This is a genomic window from Streptomyces sp. NPDC048496 (assembly GCF_043200055.1).
GTDB lineage: Bacteria > Actinomycetota > Actinomycetes > Streptomycetales > Streptomycetaceae > Streptomyces.
Map to the genome: position 1 here is coordinate 86,555 of NZ_JBICXB010000002.1, position 15,207 is coordinate 101,761.

14 protein-coding genes are annotated in these 15,207 nt (G+C 70.7%); 5 read left to right on the forward strand and 9 right to left on the reverse strand.

Annotation, left to right across the window (positions count from 1 at the left end):
* The first annotated feature begins 48 nt into the window (after window positions 1-48).
* Window positions 49-684 (forward strand): TetR/AcrR family transcriptional regulator, encoded by a 636-nt coding sequence (locus ACGFSA_RS02640; RefSeq protein ID WP_393298615.1) that lies wholly within the window; start codon window positions 49-51, stop codon window positions 682-684.
* A 127-nt stretch (window positions 685-811) separates the two neighbouring features.
* Here the strand turns inward: ACGFSA_RS02640 and ACGFSA_RS02645 are convergent, their stop codons facing one another.
* From ACGFSA_RS02645 to ACGFSA_RS02665, 5 genes are all read right to left on the reverse strand, one after another.
* The gene (locus tag ACGFSA_RS02645; RefSeq protein WP_393298618.1) at window positions 812-1,399 is read right to left on the reverse strand and encodes a Uma2 family endonuclease; all 588 of its coding nucleotides are present in this window, start codon (window positions 1,397-1,399) and stop codon (window positions 812-814) included.
* Between the two features lie 49 nt (window positions 1,400-1,448).
* The gene (locus ACGFSA_RS02650) at window positions 1,449-2,369 is read right to left on the reverse strand and encodes a helix-turn-helix domain-containing protein (RefSeq protein WP_393298621.1); all 921 of its coding nucleotides are present in this window, start codon (window positions 2,367-2,369) and stop codon (window positions 1,449-1,451) included.
* 509 nt (window positions 2,370-2,878) lie between these two features.
* Window positions 2,879-3,022: a hypothetical protein gene (locus tag ACGFSA_RS02655; protein ID WP_393298624.1), complete on the reverse strand. Its 144-nt coding sequence runs from the start codon at window positions 3,020-3,022 to the stop codon at window positions 2,879-2,881.
* 105 nt (window positions 3,023-3,127) lie between these two features.
* Window positions 3,128-3,481: a hypothetical protein gene (locus tag ACGFSA_RS02660; RefSeq protein WP_393298627.1), complete on the reverse strand. Its 354-nt coding sequence runs from the start codon at window positions 3,479-3,481 to the stop codon at window positions 3,128-3,130.
* Complete coding sequence (locus tag ACGFSA_RS02665) at window positions 3,478-3,957, reverse strand: hypothetical protein (protein WP_393298630.1); 480 nt, start codon at window positions 3,955-3,957, stop codon at window positions 3,478-3,480. Before ACGFSA_RS02665 ends, ACGFSA_RS02660 begins: the two co-directional genes overlap by 4 nt.
* A gap of 509 nt (window positions 3,958-4,466) precedes the next feature.
* On the opposite strand from ACGFSA_RS02665, the gene ACGFSA_RS02670 reads away from it, so the two are divergent.
* On the forward strand, window positions 4,467-5,276 hold the full coding sequence (locus ACGFSA_RS02670; protein ID WP_393298633.1) for a phosphatase: 810 nt from the start codon (window positions 4,467-4,469) through the stop codon (window positions 5,274-5,276).
* Here the strand turns inward: ACGFSA_RS02670 and ACGFSA_RS02675 are convergent.
* From ACGFSA_RS02675 to ACGFSA_RS02685, 3 genes are all read right to left on the reverse strand, one after another.
* The gene (locus ACGFSA_RS02675; protein WP_393298636.1) at window positions 5,252-7,912 is read right to left on the reverse strand and encodes a SpoIIE family protein phosphatase; all 2,661 of its coding nucleotides are present in this window, start codon (window positions 7,910-7,912) and stop codon (window positions 5,252-5,254) included. The two genes, ACGFSA_RS02670 and ACGFSA_RS02675, sit on opposite strands and share 25 nt — an antisense overlap.
* A gap of 262 nt (window positions 7,913-8,174) precedes the next feature.
* The gene (locus ACGFSA_RS02680; RefSeq protein ID WP_393298639.1) at window positions 8,175-9,089 is read right to left on the reverse strand and encodes an acyl-CoA thioesterase; all 915 of its coding nucleotides are present in this window, start codon (window positions 9,087-9,089) and stop codon (window positions 8,175-8,177) included.
* 19 nt (window positions 9,090-9,108) lie between these two features.
* Complete coding sequence (locus ACGFSA_RS02685) at window positions 9,109-10,266, reverse strand: acyl-CoA dehydrogenase family protein (RefSeq protein ID WP_266985418.1); 1,158 nt, start codon at window positions 10,264-10,266, stop codon at window positions 9,109-9,111.
* Window positions 10,267-10,582: 316 nt separating this feature from the next.
* On the opposite strand from ACGFSA_RS02685, the gene ACGFSA_RS02690 reads away from it, so the two are divergent.
* Together ACGFSA_RS02690 and ACGFSA_RS02695 are read left to right on the forward strand one after the other, a co-directional pair.
* Window positions 10,583-11,419, forward strand: coding sequence for an alpha/beta fold hydrolase (locus ACGFSA_RS02690; RefSeq protein WP_393298642.1), 837 nt, complete (start codon window positions 10,583-10,585; stop codon window positions 11,417-11,419).
* On the forward strand, window positions 11,412-11,966 hold the full coding sequence (locus ACGFSA_RS02695) for a TetR/AcrR family transcriptional regulator (protein ID WP_393298645.1): 555 nt from the start codon (window positions 11,412-11,414) through the stop codon (window positions 11,964-11,966). The genes ACGFSA_RS02690 and ACGFSA_RS02695 overlap by 8 nt, the downstream gene beginning before the upstream one ends.
* Before the next feature lie 115 nt (window positions 11,967-12,081).
* On the opposite strand, the gene ACGFSA_RS02700 is transcribed toward ACGFSA_RS02695, so the two are convergent.
* Entirely contained in the window at window positions 12,082-13,566 is a 1,485-nt protein-coding gene (locus ACGFSA_RS02700) for a PucR family transcriptional regulator (RefSeq protein WP_393298648.1), read from the reverse strand.
* 124 nt (window positions 13,567-13,690) lie between these two features.
* On the opposite strand from ACGFSA_RS02700, the gene ACGFSA_RS02705 reads away from it, so the two are divergent.
* The gene (locus ACGFSA_RS02705) at window positions 13,691-15,160 is read left to right on the forward strand and encodes a sodium:solute symporter (RefSeq protein ID WP_393298651.1); all 1,470 of its coding nucleotides are present in this window, start codon (window positions 13,691-13,693) and stop codon (window positions 15,158-15,160) included.
* Window positions 15,161-15,207: the final 47 nt, after the last annotated feature.

The window sequence follows — 15,207 nt, forward strand, 5'->3', positions numbered from 1 at the left end:
TTTCCTTCAGGTTAACGCTCGCTAACGCCACTGTCTAGAATCGAATCCATGACCACCAGGACGGACGCTCCCACGCGCCGCGAGCAGATCCTCAAGGAGGCTGCCCGCCTCTTCGCCGAGCGCGGTTTCCACGGTGTGGGCGTCGACGAGATAGGCGCAGCCGTCGGGATCAGCGGTCCCGGCCTCTACCGCCACTTCCCCGGCAAGGACGCGATGCTCGCCGAGCTGCTGGTCGGCATCAGCGAGCGCCTCCTGGCCGGCGGAAGGCTCCGCGTCACGGAGGACGCGAGCTCCGTCGACGGCTCCCCGGAAGCCCTCCTGGACGCGCTCATCGAGGGCCACATCGACTTCGCCCTGGACGACCGCCCCCTGATCACCCTGCACGACCGCGAGCTGGACCGCCTCCGGGACACCGACCGCAAGCGCGTGCGCCAGCTCCAGCGCCAGTACGTGGAGCTGTGGGTCGAGGTGGTCCGCGCGCTCTACCCGCTCCTCCCGGAGAGCGAGGCCCGCGCCACCGTCCACGCGGTCTTCGGCCTGCTCAACTCGACCCCGCACCTGGGCCGCCCCGGCGCCCTCCCGGGCCGCACGGCGACGGCGGCGCTGCTGCACCGGCTGGCGCGGGGGGCGTTCGAGGCGGCGGCCGGTTCGTTCTCAGTATCTGCAAGCCCGTCCGGCGATTGAGGACAAAATCGTGGCTGCAGGCCGAGCGACCCGGTGAACGTTTGCCTCCACAGCACCAGCGGCGATCGGGAGCGGCCGCTCAACGCCGACCTGCGCAGATCGTGCCGACCGGGCAGGCCGCGGTGCGCTATGCGTACCGCGGCAGGTTATCGGTCGAGATGGTCCACTCGCCGATGGTGATGTCCTCCCCGTACACGAAGTCCTTGCGGGTGGCGTACCGCGGCCCGTTCGGCGTGGGATGGATGTCGGAGAGCACGGCCCCCGAGCCGGTACGCGGATCGAAGATCGCGTAGAGCGGAATGCCCACGAGCGGGTAGTCCCGCATCTTGCTCACCCAGTCGTTGTGCGGGTTGGACCGTGAGACGACTTCGATGGCGGCGATGAGCGTGCGGGGCGCGAAGGAACCCTCGACCTCCATGTCCACCTCGGCGATCACCATCACGTCGGGGTGACGCATGATGCCCTCCGGCGCATCTTCCACGTCGGGAGTCCCCGTGTGGGCCACCAGCTCTTCCGGCATCACCTTCTCCAGGCGCTTCCGGACGCGCAGTGTCGTCAACTCATGGGGTCCGGCGGGCGCCATCATGTCGTGGACGATTCCTTCCTTGGTGATCTCGAATTTGCCAGGAAGGGTGTCGTCCATGGATGAGACGAAGTCCCGCATGGCCTGGTACAGGCGGGCGTCTCGCCGTGCGTCGTCCGGGGCGATGGTCATCGTGCTCGCTCCTCGTCTGTACCCGGGGTCAAGGGTCGTCACGTTCATGCTAGGCGGCCTCCTGCAGGTCGGATCGGCAGTCGTGGCACTCGCCGGGCTCCGGCGCCCGAAAGGCGCGGTCGCACCCGTCGCAGTTCTGCAGCGGGTCCGGGCGCCGTACGGCTTCCCGGGCCGGGACGGCGGGGAGCGGGGGTGGCAGGAGGACGGAGAGGCGGCGGGCGAGGAGTCCCGCTGGGTATTTCAGAGGTTCGGGGAGGTCGGCGACGAGGGTGCGGCGTACGGCGTCGGGGTGGGCGTCGCGTTCGAGCCAGGCGGCGACGGCGGGGGCCAGTCGGCGGATGCCGTCCTCGGAGAGCAGCAGCCGGGGATCGTGACGGCGCAGGCCGGCGAGGAGATCGACGGCGCTGCGGTGGTGGGCGAGGTCATGGGTCTGCGGCTCGGGGAGTGGTGGGGTCGGGGGCGCTTCGGGTGAGGTGGTTCGCTGCTCGGGGACAGGCGCCGGGGCAGGGGGCGTGGGCGGGGCAGGCGGGGAGGCCGGGGCGGCCGGGGCAGGCGCCACCGGTTCGGCCCTGGGTGCGGGTCTCGGCGCCGGACGGTCGACACCCGCTCCCGGCTGGTTGTACGACACGGTCCGCGTGACGACCCGACCGCCGGGCGTCCGCTCCCGCGTACGGGACAGGTACCCGTGGCTCTCCAGCTCGCGCAGGGCGGCGGCGATCCGGGTCTCGCTCTCCGGGAAGCGATCGGCGAGACACTTGATGCCGATCTTGGCCCCGGCGGGCAGCGACTGGATGTGCACGGCCAGGCCGATCGCGACCAGCGACATCTCGCGGTGCTGGGCGAGGTGGTTGCCGATGACGGTGTAGCGGTTGGTGTGACGGGTGTTGACGTGAATGACACCGGAAGGGGTGGCAGGGCGGCGATCGCCTGCCGTGGCGCGCGAGGGCGCGGTAATCTGCTGGGTATCCATCGGGAAGGTGCTTCTTCCTCGGTGGTCAGGCCCTCGATCGGGATTCGCAGTCCCGGCCGGGGGCCGACGCATGTCTGGGGTTGTCGCGGCGAGCATATGCCTGCCAACCGGACCGAAATCCAGCCCAGTTGGCAAACCTCACCCTTGTGGGTGACGGGAGGTGGGGAGGGGTTGGGAAGGGTAATTTCCCAAGGAATTAAAAGCTTTTGACGTCGTAGCCGACCACGTCGCCGCCGACCGGGTCGTGGCCCACCGGGTCGCGACAGTCACGATCCGGTGAGGGCCACTTCCGCCCACACGGTCTTACGAGGAAGGGCCTCTGCGCCACGCCCCCACGCCTCGGCGGGGGACGTCGAGACGGGCGACAAGGTACTGGCCACCGACCCTGAAACCGGAAAGACCCAGGCGCGCATCGTCCTCGCCACCATCATTACGAAGGACGACAAGAATTTCACTGAGCTGACCGTCGCCACCAGCCACGGCGACGCAGAACTCATCGCCACCGACCATCACCCCTCATGCGTCCCGCCACCCCGCCACTCGACCAACCCCGGATCGTCGAGAGCCAGCTCCGGGGCGAGGACGCCAGCACCTTCAAGGAACACCACCAGGTCGCGGTCGCTGTACGCCAGACCCAGAATCTCGCCCCGCACAGTGACCCTCCAGCCTTCCGTGGCGGAAACGAGTGGCGACGCGATCTTGACCCACCTACCCGCGCGGATCGTGGACGCAGCAGGTGGACAGGAGGTGAGAGGTGATCAGTCGGTGGCCTTGGGGTGTCCGGTGCCTGCGTAGGTGATCCAGGCGGTGCGGTTGGCGTCGTCGACGAGGTACCAGATGCGGCCGCCGCCGGTGACCTCGTACTGCCAGCGCTCCAGCGTCTGCCCCTTCCAAACCGTGGAGCCGAGCTTGCCTTTGAGGCGGTGGTGGCGCTCGGGGTCATCGGTGGCGCGCGGGGCGGATCGGATCTTGTCGAAGGTGCGGCAGAGGTTGCCTGCCGCATGGCGGGAGAGGTGGTCCCAGCCGTTGGCTGCCTCGGTGTTGGCGAAGCGCAGGTCGAACTCATCTCCGACCGGGGGTGGGGCCGCGCGGTCACCGCGCTTGGGGCTCACCTGGCGGTCTCGCCCTCGGGCACGGGGACAGGGCCGAGGTCGCCGTCGGGCTCGCGGGTGAGGATGGCGTGCAGGGACGGGTCGGCGCAGATCTCGGCACTGTGCCGCCACTGGGCCAGCAGGAGGGCAATGGGTGCCAGGTTCTCCAGCGCAGCAGCCCCGCGGGCGGTGTCCACGAGCTCGCCGAGCATCGCCTCGATGTCGTCCTCGGGGAGGAAGACCGACCAGGGCAGAGCATCAGGCAGGGCCTGGCGCAGTGCGGCGGTGTTCTCGGTGCGGACCAGCCCGGCGAGTAGGCGGGCGGTGAAGTCGACCACGGTGGAGTCCTGCTCCAGCTGGTCGGCGCGAATGAGCGCCAGGTCGCCCGCGTCGCGTCGGCGCAGGCGCAGTGCGCGGACCACGTCCAGGCGCCGGGCGGTGGCAGCGGGGTGGTGGAGCAGCTCGCTGAAGGGCACGTCCTCGTAGGCCGTCGTCATAACATCCACAGTAGCTCGGATGTCCTGGTCGGGGTAGCGGATCGCGGTCGGGGCGCCGCTCGGCAAGGAGATGATCGCGATCACCGCCGCCCTACGCCTTCAAGGCGACCCGCTGGCGCGGGTCGCGCGCGGACGGCCGCCCACCCGGCCGCCAGAACGCCCGGGCGGCCTCGTCCGCCGGGCCGGAGCTCCGGCAGGAGCGGGACCGGGTGATCATGAGCGGTCTCCTGCACCTGACCGACGACGGCGCCGCCCATCCCCAGATGAGCCACTGATCCGTGCTGCTGGATCTGGCATCACCCATCCCCAGCGGCCTGGATGGCTCTTGGGTGCAGATCAGCGTCGGATCAGAGAGCGTCGCTCTGCACCCCTACCAGACCTGACGTCACAAGATCCCCAACAGAGTGGGCGGTTCTGGTCCGGACCCGATGTCCGGCGCGTCCCGCCCCGCCCCGTCCGCCGTGCAAGACACCCGGCACACTGCGCACACCTGACGGCACAATGGGTTCATGCCGATACCCAGCCGCGCCGCCCTCGTCGAGCACCTCGTCCGCACGCGTATCGCCGGAGACGTCGCCACCCCCCGCGACAACAACCTCACCCACTACCGCAGGCTCGCCAACGGTGACACGCACTACTGGCTGGGGCTGGAGCTCGGCAACCGGTGGGCCGACGAGCAGGACGTGCTCGCCGTGATGGCCGAGCGCTGTGGGGTCAGTGATGATCCGGAGCACCGGCACGGGCAGGACACCATCGATCCCGAGCTGACCGTCGACGCGCTGGAGCGGATGGCGGCCCGGCTGCGCAAGGCTGCGGCCGGGGCGGAGCGGGTGTTGTTCGCGACCGGGCATCCGGGCGGGTTGCTCGACGTGCACCGGCAGACCGCGGACGCGCTGCGCGCCGCCGGCTGCGAGATCATGCGCATTCCGTCCGGGCTCACCGCCGACGAGGCCATGGTCTTCCAGTTCACGGACGTCGCGGTGCTGGAGCGTGGGGCCACGCTGTGGCACACGCATTCGCCCGCGCCGATGGCCGCGATCCTCGACGGCCTGGAGCGCGAGGGCCGACCGCAGCCCGATCTGGTGGTCGCCGACCACGGCTGGGCGGGCTGCGCGGGGCAGCGCGGCCTCGACGCGGTCGGCTACGCCGACTGCAACGACCCGGCGCTCTTCATCGGTGAGGCCGAGGGGACCATCCAGGTGACGGTCCCGCTCGACGACCATGTCACCGACCCGCGTTTCTACGACCCGATGGTCGCGTATCTGCTGAACGCGGCGGGGCTCCTCCAGAGCAGTCAGCCCTCGACGTCCTCCCACTGAGCGAGCAGCAGGTCGCCGAGGTCCACATCCGGTTCCGCGGCACCGTCGTGGAGGGCCTGTTCGGTCCAGATGACCTTGCCACGGGCCATGTAGCGGGTGCCCCAGCGCCGGGCGAACTGGGCGACGAGGAACAGGCCGCGTCCGCCCTCGTCCGTGATGGCGGCCCGGCGCAGATGGGGAGAGGTGCTGGACCCGTCGGAGACCTCGCAGATCAGAGCGCGGTCGTACAGCATGCGGACGGTGATGGGTTGGGTGCCGTACCGGACGGCGTTGGTGATCAGCTCGCTGAGGACCAGTTCGGTGGCGAAGGAGATCTCGTCCAGCCCCCAGTTGTTCAGCCGGAGGATGCACTCCGCGCGGACGGGGGCGACGGCCGCCGGGTCGGAGGGGACCACCCATTCGGCGATCCTGTCGGGGGCCAGCCGGCGGGTACGGGCCACCAGCAGCGCGATGTCGTCGCTGGGCCGGGCGGGCAGCACGGCCTCCAGCACCGCGGTGCAGGTCTCCTCCGGGGTACGGTCCGCGGCGGCGGCCAGGGCGGTGCGCAGCGCGGCCAGACCGGTGTCGAGGTCGCGGTGGCGGTCCTCGACGAGCCCGTCGGTGAACAGCACCAGCCGCGAGCCCTCCGCCAGCCGCAGCCGGGCCGCCTCGAAGGGCAGTCCACCGCCGAGGCCCAGTGGCGGGGAGACCGGTACGTCCGGGTAGTTCACGGTGCCGTCGGGGTGGACCAGGGCGGGCCCCGGGTGGCCGGACCGGGCCAGGGTGCACATCCCGGTGACCGGGTCGTAGACGGCGTACAGGCAGGTGGCACCGGTCACCGCCGGGTTCTCGTCGTCCTCGGTGGCCTCGGCGCTGTCGATCTGGGTGACCAGCTCGTCGAGGTGGCTGAGGAGCTCGTCGGGGGGCAGGTCGAGGGCGGAGAAGTTGTGGACGGCGGTGCGCAGGCGGCCCATCGTGGCGGCGGCGTGCAGGCCGTGACCGACGACGTCGCCGACCACCAGGGCCACCCGGGTGCCGGGCAGCGGGATGACATCGAACCAGTCACCGCCCACCCCGGCCCGGGCGGGCAGATAGCGGTGGGCGACCTCCAGCGCGGACTGCTCTGGCAGAGCGTGGGGCAGCAGGCTGCGCTGCAGGGTGACGGCCATGGCGTGCTCGCGGCTGTAGCGGCGGGCGTTGTCGATGCATACGGCGGCCCGGGCGGCCAGCTCCTCGGCGAAGAACAGGTCCTCCTCGTCGAAGGGGTCTTTCTCGGAGCGCCAGAAGTCGGCCATTCCCAGCACCGCTCCCCGCGCCCGCAGCGGCACCGAGATCAGAGAGCGAATGCCGTGGTCCAGGATGCGCCGAGCGCGTTCGGGGTCCTGGGCCTGCCAGCCGTCGGCGGTGCTCAGGTCCGCCTCGAGGACCGCACGGTCGCCGGTCATCCCGGCCGCGACCGGGTGGGTGGCGACGAACGGGATCAGCTCGCCGACGGGGTAGAGAAGATGACCGCTCTCCAGGCCCACGACGGCGGTACGGCGCATCTCGGTGCCCGCTCCCTGCGGCTCCTCGCCCCGCAGCACCGGGTCCAGCAGCTCGACCGTGACGACGTCGGCGAACCGGGGGACCGCCACCTCCGCCAGTTCCTCCGAGGTGCGCCGCACGTCCAGCGTGGTGCCGATCCGCACCCCGGCGTCGTACAGCAGCCCCAGCCGCTCCCGCGCGACCTCCGCCCTCCCCGCCAGCGCCCGCAGCTCCGTGGTGTCCCGCAGTGTCGCGACGCTCCCGGGCAGCCCGCCGTAGGGGGCGGTGGGCCGCTGGTTCACGGCCAGCAGCCGGTCCCCGGCGAACACCACCTCGTCGGTCGCGGCCCGTCCGGAGACCAGCAGTTCGGCCGTGCCCGGCTCCAGACCCAGCTCCGTCACCCGGCGCTGCTCGGCGTCCGGCGGCAGATCCAGCAGCCGCCGCGCCTCGTCGTTGGCCAGCAGCAGCCGCCCGTCGCCGCCGACGATGAGCACTCCTTCGCGCACCGCGTGCAACACCGCGTCGTGATGCTCGTACATCCGGGTCATTTCGGCCGGGCCCAGGCCGCGGGTCTGGCGCGCCAGCCGCCGACTCACCAGTGCCGTGCCGCCCGCGGACAGCACCAGCGCGGAGGCCGCGCCCCCCAAGAGGAGCGGGAGCTGCCCGCCCACGCCGCCCACATGCTCGGCCTTGACCCCGACAGCGACGACACCGACGACCTTCCCCTTGCTGTCCGTGACGGGCACCAGACCCTCCTTCACGAGACCGAGGGTGGTCCTCTGAGCGGTCACCGTGGAGACTTTTCCGTTGAGGGCGGGCCCGACGTCGGCCACGATCGGTTTGCCGATGCTGCTCACCAAAGGGTGGGTGTAACGGATGCCCTTCGTGTTCGTCACGACGACGAAGTCGACGCCTGTCAGCTTCCGGACCCGTTCGGCCAGCGGCTGGAGCACAGCGGTCGGGTCGGCGGAACGGAGGCCCGCCACGACCTGGGGAGACGTCGAGAAGGTCTTGGCGATGGCGACCGACCGGTCGACGGCTGCCTTCTCCGCGCTGCTGCGGGTGTGGAACGCGAGTGCCACCGTCACGACGACGATGAGGAGAAGGGCGAACACGGCCTGTACGGCGAACATCCGCGCGGCGATGCTGCGCCTGTTCAGGATCCGGCGAAGGCGCTGTCCCAGAGGGCCGCGCGGGAAGTGCCTTGACCGACCGTGGAGCCCGGTCACTCTTTCTTTCTAGCACCTCCCTCCGCGGGCGGCTCGTCACCGCGGGACGCGGACCACGCCCTCCTCCCTGGCCTCCAGCAGCCGCTCCGCGACGCCCGGTCCTCCGCCTTGCAGCTGCACGTACCCAGCCCCGCTCCTCGTCCCACCCCTCAAGTGCCGGGCGGTCTCAGTCCCGGGGGACCCGGACCACGCCCTCCTGGATGACGGTGATCGCCAGCCGGCCGTCCTGCGTGTAGATACGGGCCTGGCCGAGCCCGCGCCCGCCGGACGCGGACGGCGAGGACTGGTCGTACAGCAGCCATTCGTCGGCCCGGAACGGCCGGTGGAACCACATCGCGTGGTCCAGGCTCGCGCCGACCACGTCGCCGACCATCCAGCCGCCGCGCCCGTGCGCGAGCAGCACCGAGTCGAGCAGCGTCATGTCGGAGACGTACGTGGCCATGCAGACGTGCAGCAGCGGGTCGTCCGCGAGCTTGCCGTTGGTGCGGAACCACACCTGGGAGCGGGGCTCCTGCGGTGTGCCGACGTTGGCGAACGGCGGGGCGCCGACATAGCGCAGGTCCACCGCGTCCCGCGCCTCCAGCAGCCGGTCCATGACACCCGGGTCGGTGAACGTGTCGGCGTACCGCGGCAGCATCTGCGCCGCCGTGGGCAGTGTCTCCGGGTCGGGAGCGGGCGGCATGTCCGCCTGGTGCTCCAGGCCGTCCTCGTACGTCTGGAAGGACGCCGAGAGATGGAAGATCGGCTGCCCGTGCTGGACGGCCACCACCCGGCGGGTGGTGAAGGAGCGGCCGTCGCGGATCCGGTCGACGTTGTAGACGATCGGCGCGCCCGGGTCGCCCATCCGCAGGAAGTAGGAGTGCAACGAGTGGGCCAGTGGGGTCTCCCCTGCTCGAGCGGAGCCGAGAGCTTGGGGAAGGTCTCCAGGGACGGTGCGGCCCGCGGCAACGAGTGCCTGGGCCGCGACCTGGCCGCCGAAGACCCGGGGCACGATCGCCGAACGGCTCGTACCCCGGAAGATGTCCTGCTCGATCTGCTCCAGGTCGAGCAGATCGAGCAGTGATTCAAGTGCGGTGCTCATGGAGGAGAACGTAACCGCCCTACAGACCCATGGACTTGGCGATGATCGACTTCATGACCTCGCTGGTGCCGCCGTAGATGCGGTTGACGCGGTTGTCCGCGTACAGGCGGGCGATCGGGTACTCGTTCATGAAGCCGTAGCCACCGTGCAGCTGGAGGCAGCGGTCGATCACGCGGTGCGCGACCTCGGTGCAGAACAGCTTTGCCGAGGCGGCCTCGGCGGCGGTCAGCTCGCCGGCGTCGAGGGCCTCCAGCGCGCGGTCGGCGACGGCCTGGGCCGCGTCCACCTCGGCCTGGCAGGCGGCCAGTTCGAACTTGGTGTTCTGGAACGAGGCGACGGTCTTGCCGAAGACCGTGCGGTCCTGCACGTAGCTCTTGGCGAACCGGACGGCCGCAGCGGCCTGCGCGTACGCGCCGAATGCTATGCCCCAGCGCTCGGACGCCAGGTTGGTGCCGAGGTAGCCGAAGCCCTTGTTCTCCTCGCCGAGCAGGTCCTCGACGGGGACCTTGACGTCGACGAAGGCCAGCTCGGCGGTGTCGGAGACCTTCAGACCGAGCTTGTCGAGCTTGCGGCCGACCGAGTAGCCCGCGGACTTGGTGTCGACGGCGAAGAGCGAGATGCCGAAGCGGCGGTCGTCCTCGCGGGGAGCGGACGTACGGGCGCACACGATCACGCGGTCGGCATGCACGCCACCGGTGATGAAGGTCTTGGCGCCGTTGAGGACGTAGTGCGTGCCGTCCTCGGAGAGCTTGGCGGTGGTCTTCATGCCCGCGACGTCGGAGCCGGTGCCCGGCTCGGTCATCGCGAGGGCCCACATCTCCTCGCCGGTGGTGAACTTCGGCAGCCAGCGCTTCTTCTGCTCGTCGGTGGCGAGCATCTTGATGTACGGCAGGCCGAGCAGGGTGTGCACACCCGAGCCGCCGAAGGAGACACCGGCGCGGGCGGTCTCCTCGTAGATGACGGCCTCGTACTTGTGCGAATCGATGCCGGCGCCGCCGTACTCCTCGTCCACCTCGATGCCGAAGACGCCCAGCTCGCCGAGCTTGTGGTAGAACTCGCGCGGCGCCTGGCCGGCGGCGAACCACTCGTCGTAGACGGGGACGACCTCGGCCGCGATGAAGGCGCGGATGGTCTCCCGGAACGCCTCGTGGTCCTCGTTGAATACCGTACGGCGCACGGGGGTGCCTCCTCTGTCGGCTTCGATCAGCTTCGGGCGAGCATCGGCCACGCTGGTTGGCTAAGCGCTTGCTCAGTTCTGGTCAAAGTTACCCGGCAGTCACCAGGGCTGTCCAGGGTGATGCTCGGCACGCCGACTCCGACCTGGGTACGCCAGGTGGCCCCGGTAGGGGCAAGCGCCCTCGGGGAGAGCCGCACCGGTCGCCCCTCTGGACTCCGGCAAGGGCCTCAACGTTTACTCGCGCATCCTCGAAGTTGACGCCACAGGCTAATGGCATTAGCTTCATGGCTACAGTCATTAATTCTCTGGGGATGGCATGAGTGAATTCTTGAAGGTCGACGACGGGCGGCTCGCATACGAGGTGACGGGCGAGGGCCCGCTGATCGTGCTGGCCCATGGCATGGGCGACAACAGGGCGGCCTACCGTGAGGTGGCTGCCCGCCTCACCAGCGCAGGATTCCGCGTCGCCAGCACCGACCTGCGCGGGCACGGCGAGTCCAGCACCGGCTGGGCGTCCTACACCCGCACCGACGTGGCGGCCGATCTACTCGCTCTCATCCGGCACCTGGGCGGCCCCGCCGTCCTCGTGGGCCACTCGTTCGCCGGCGGTGCCGCCACCATCGCGGCGGCCCAGGAACCCGAACTGGTCAGCGCCATCGTCGAGATCAGTCCGTTCACCCGCGCGCAGAAGATCGACCTGGGTGCTCTGGCGTCCCACGCCCGCTACCGCAAGGGCATGACGCTGCTCATGGGCGCCGGCCTCCTGCGCAGCGTCGGGCTGTGGAAGCGCTACCTCGACCACGCGCACCCGGGCATCCGGCCCGCCGGCTTCCGCGACCGTCTCGCCGCTCTCGACGCCGACCTGCGCAGGCCGGGCCGGATGGCCGTCGTCAGCAAGATGGGCATGTCCGCACCCACCGACGCGGGTGCCGTACTCGCCGACATCCAGTGCCCCGCTCTGGTCATCGAGGGCGCCCTCGACCCCGACTGGGCCGATCCCGCGGCCGAGGGCGAGGGCATCGTGGCAGGAATGCCCGAGGGGCTCGGCCGGCTTGAGATGATCGAGGGGGCGGGCCACTACCCACACGTCCAGTTCCCCGCCGAAGTCACCACGGCCATCCTGGCCTTCCTCAAGGCCGGCGCACGTGGCTAGGGCAGCGCTCTCCGCGGATGCGGTGGTCGATGTCGCGCTGCGGATCGTCGACGAGGGGGCCCCCGCCGCTTTGACCCTGTCGGCGGTCGCCGGCCGGGCAGGGGTGGCCACTCCGTCCCTCTACAAGCACGTGCGCAACCTCGCCGAGCTGCGCGACCTCCTGTCAGCGCGAATCGTGAACGAGATCGCGGACCAGGTCGGCGATGCCGTCCTCGGCCGCTCCGCCGATGAGGCGATCCGTGCACTCATGACGGCCTGGCGGAACTACGCGCTGCGGCACCCGCACCGTTACGCGGCACTCATCCACAGCCCCGAGCCACGGACCGCCGAGGCCGGGACGCGACTGATCAACATCATGCTCGCCACCCTGCGGGCCTACGGCATGGAGCACTCCGCAGCGATCCACGCAGCCCGATGCCTGCGCGCGGTCGTCCACGGCTTCGCAGCCCTGGAAACCGAAGGCGCATTCGAGCTCCCCGAGAAGCGGGACGAGAGCTACAACCTACTGATTCACATGGTCACCACAGGCCTGCACGCACCCCGTTGACCCTGCTGAGGTCCCATGCCGCGGAGTGGCACCCGGACAAGTGAGATGGTGTCGGTCCTGTCACGCGCCATTTCTGATGCCATGTCAGGCGTTTGCAGTCGCTGATGAATGCCGCTCACCGCTGCCGCAGCGCGAACCACAGCTCCGTGCGTACGTCCATGTCGTCCAGGTCCGCGTCCAGCAGCGTCGCGCAGCGGGCGATGCGCTGGCGGACCGTGTTGCGGTGGACCTGGAGGGCCGTCGCCGTGCGGTCCCAGCTGCCGTGCAGGCTCAGCCAGCAGCGCAGCGTCTCGGCCAGTGGCTCGGTGAGCGGGGCGAGGAGGGCGCGGGCGTGGGCCTCGGCCTGGTCCGGAGGGATCAGGGCGGCCAGACCGCCTCCGGCGCCGGTGTCGTGGTGGGCCAGCGGGGTGCGGGTGGCCACGGCCCGGCCCAGGGCGCGGGCCGCCTGGCCGTCGGCGAGGTCCAGCGCGGTGATGGAGACGGGGGCGGAGGTGCCGAGTGTCCAGCCGGGCTGTGGGGTGACCCGCTCGCCACCCGGAACCAGGACCTTGACCGCGTCGCCGCCCCGGCCCGCGTCGACCAGCGCCGACCTCAGCGCGGCGCCGAGTGCCCCGGCGGTGAGTGGGTCGACGGGGCCGCCACCGCTGCGCCGGGCATGCACCACCGTCCAGAGTTCGGTGCCGCCGAGCAGCGGGGCGACGTCCGCCGGGCCCGCGCCCAGCAGCATCCGTACCAGTGCCGCGGACCGGCCCGCGGCGTCGGCGCCCTGGTGCGGGGCGGCCAGCAGGGAGAGAAGGACGACCGCGATCCCGGTGACCGTGTGGTCACCCGCCTCGCGCCGCCCCGTCGACAGCGCCAGGACGAGCCCCTGCCCGCCGCCGAGCGCGTACGCGAAGAGATGCGTGTCGCCGAGGGTGTCGGTCGCGGATGTGGGGGCGGGGGAGGAGGGAGGCGCGGCGGGGGAGACCACGCGGGTCAGCCGGGTCAGCGCCGCCCGCACCTCGGGGGGCGGGCGGCGGCCCGCCGCGTGCAGCTCCTCACCGGCCGTGGAGAGCAGGACCGCCCACCCTGACAACTGGGCGGCGAGCTGGTGCAGCACCGCGGGGACCGGATCCGGCCGGGCCGCCGCCGTGGCCAGGGCCTGCTGGGCGCGCGTCACCCGGCGCAGCTCCCGGTGCCGGGCCTCGGCCATCAGGCGCCACACCGCTCGGGCGATCGCGGTGAACGGGGTCTCGGGCGGCACCTCCATCAGAGGCAGCCCGTGCCGGTCGCACGCCTCGATCAGCGCCTGCGGCACGGAGTCGTGCACCGGTGTGACCCCGAAACCGAGCGCCGCCGCCCCCGCCTCCACCAGCCGGGCGACATAGGTGTCCGGGTCCTTGAGCAGCACCCCGGCGCTCAGCAGCAGCTCACCGCCGAGCAGATACGGGTACGGGTCGGCCATCTCCGAGGTGTGCACCCACCACAGGTCCGCGTGGTCGGGTCCCGCGATCCGGCGCAGCCGGAGCTCCTCGCGGGCGAGCAGCTCGGCGAGCGGGACGGGCGGGGTGGGGGGAGCGGACCCGGTGGTGGCTGTGGGTCCGGTGGGAGTGTCCGGCATGGATGGTCCATCCATTGGCTACGACGAGAATGGATGAAACGTACACTTCAGCGCCGCTTGTGGGCCACCTACCGTCTTCACAAAACACATACCCGCAACATTTCACGGAGACGGAGGTAAGCCCATGGCTGTCGACTACGCAGTGATCATCGTCTATCTGGCCGGCATGCTCGCGATGGGCTGGTGGGGCATGCGCCGCGCCAAGTCCAAGAGCGAATTCCTGGTGGCGGGCCGCCGCCTCGGCCCCTGGATGTACTCCGGGACCATGGCCGCGATCGTCCTCGGCGGTGCCTCCACCATCGGCGGCGTCGGCCTCGGCTACCAGTACGGACTCTCCGGCGCCTGGATGGTCTTCACCATCGGCCTCGGGCTGCTCGCCCTGTCCGTCTTCTTCTCGGCGCGCATCGCCCGGCTGAAGGTCTACACCGTCTCCGAGATGCTCGACCTGCGCTACGGCGGCCGGGCCGGACTCATCTCCGGTGTCGTCATGTGGGCGTACACGCTGATGCTCGCGGTCACCTCGACCATCGCGTACGCCACCATCTTCGACGTCCTCTTCGACATGAACCGCACCGTCGCGATCATCCTCGGCGGCGCCATCGTCGTCGCGTACTCGACGCTCGGCGGCATGTGGTCGATCACGCTCACGGACATGGTGCAGTTCGTCGTCAAGACGATCGGCGTCCTGCTGCTGCTCCTGCCGATCGCCGTCATCAAGGCCGGCGGCTTCAGCGAGATGAAGGCGAAGCTGCCCACCGAGTACTTCGACCCGCTGGGCATCGGCGGCGAGACGATCTTCACCTACGTGCTGATCTACACCTTCGGCATGCTGATCGGCCAGGACATCTGGCAGCGCGTGTTCACCGCGCGCACCGACCGCACCGCACGCTGGGGCGGCACCGTCGCCGGTACGTACTGCCTGGTGTACGCGATCGCCGGAGCCGTCATCGGCACCGCCGCCAAGGTCATGTACCCGCACCTGCCCAGCGCGGACGCGGCCTTCGCGACCATCGTCAAGGACGAACTGCCGGTGGGTATACGCGGACTGGTGCTGGCCGCCGCGCTCGCCGCGGTGATGTCGACGTCGTCCGGTGCGCTGATCGCCTGCGCCACCGTCGCCAACAACGACATCTGGTCGAGGCTGCGGGGCGCGGTGACCCGGAGCGGCGGCGAGGAGCACGACGAGGTGAAGGGCAACCGGGCCTTCATCCTCATCATGGGGGTGGCCGTCATCGCCATCGCCATCGCCCTCAACAACGTCGTCGAGGCCCTGACCGTCGCGTACAACCTGCTCGTCGGCGGGCTGCTCGTGCCGATCCTCGGCGGTCTGCTGTGGCGTCGCGGCACGGCCGCCGGCGCGCTGGCCGCGGTGTCCGTCGGTGGCCTCGCGGTGATCGGTCTGATGGCGTCGTACGGAATCCTCGCCAACGAGCCGGTCTACTACGGGCTGCTGGCCTCGCTCGCGGTGTACGTGATCGTGTCCCTGGCCACGAAGCCGACCGACGCGGCGGTGCTCGCCGCCTGGCGCGAGCGCCTGGCGGGCCGGGGCGCCGACTCGGACGAGACGCCGGCCGCGGACCCCGTGACCGTCTGACTACGTGTCCTCAATCGCCGGACGGGCTTGATTTTGCCCCCGCCGTC

Excerpts from the sequence above, each read along its gene's own strand:
- ACGFSA_RS02670 (WP_393298633.1), top strand. The coding sequence starts at position 4,467 with ATGCCGATACCCAGCCGCGCCGCCCTCGTCGAGCACCTCGTCCGCACG.
- ACGFSA_RS02680 (WP_393298639.1), bottom strand. The coding sequence starts at position 9,089 with ATGAGCACCGCACTTGAATCACTGCTCGATCTGCTCGACCTGGAGCAG.
- ACGFSA_RS02690 (WP_393298642.1), top strand. The coding sequence starts at position 10,583 with ATGAGTGAATTCTTGAAGGTCGACGACGGGCGGCTCGCATACGAGGTG.
- ACGFSA_RS02705 (WP_393298651.1), top strand. The coding sequence starts at position 13,691 with ATGGCTGTCGACTACGCAGTGATCATCGTCTATCTGGCCGGCATGCTC.
- ACGFSA_RS02675 (WP_393298636.1), bottom strand. The coding sequence starts at position 7,912 with ATGTTCGCCGTACAGGCCGTGTTCGCCCTTCTCCTCATCGTCGTCGTG.
- ACGFSA_RS02665 (WP_393298630.1), bottom strand. The coding sequence starts at position 3,957 with ATGACGACGGCCTACGAGGACGTGCCCTTCAGCGAGCTGCTCCACCAC.
- ACGFSA_RS02645 (WP_393298618.1), bottom strand. The coding sequence starts at position 1,399 with ATGACCATCGCCCCGGACGACGCACGGCGAGACGCCCGCCTGTACCAG.
- ACGFSA_RS02650 (WP_393298621.1), bottom strand. The coding sequence starts at position 2,369 with ATGGATACCCAGCAGATTACCGCGCCCTCGCGCGCCACGGCAGGCGAT.
- ACGFSA_RS02640 (WP_393298615.1), top strand. The coding sequence starts at position 49 with ATGACCACCAGGACGGACGCTCCCACGCGCCGCGAGCAGATCCTCAAG.
- ACGFSA_RS02700 (WP_393298648.1), bottom strand. The coding sequence starts at position 13,566 with ATGCCGGACACTCCCACCGGACCCACAGCCACCACCGGGTCCGCTCCC.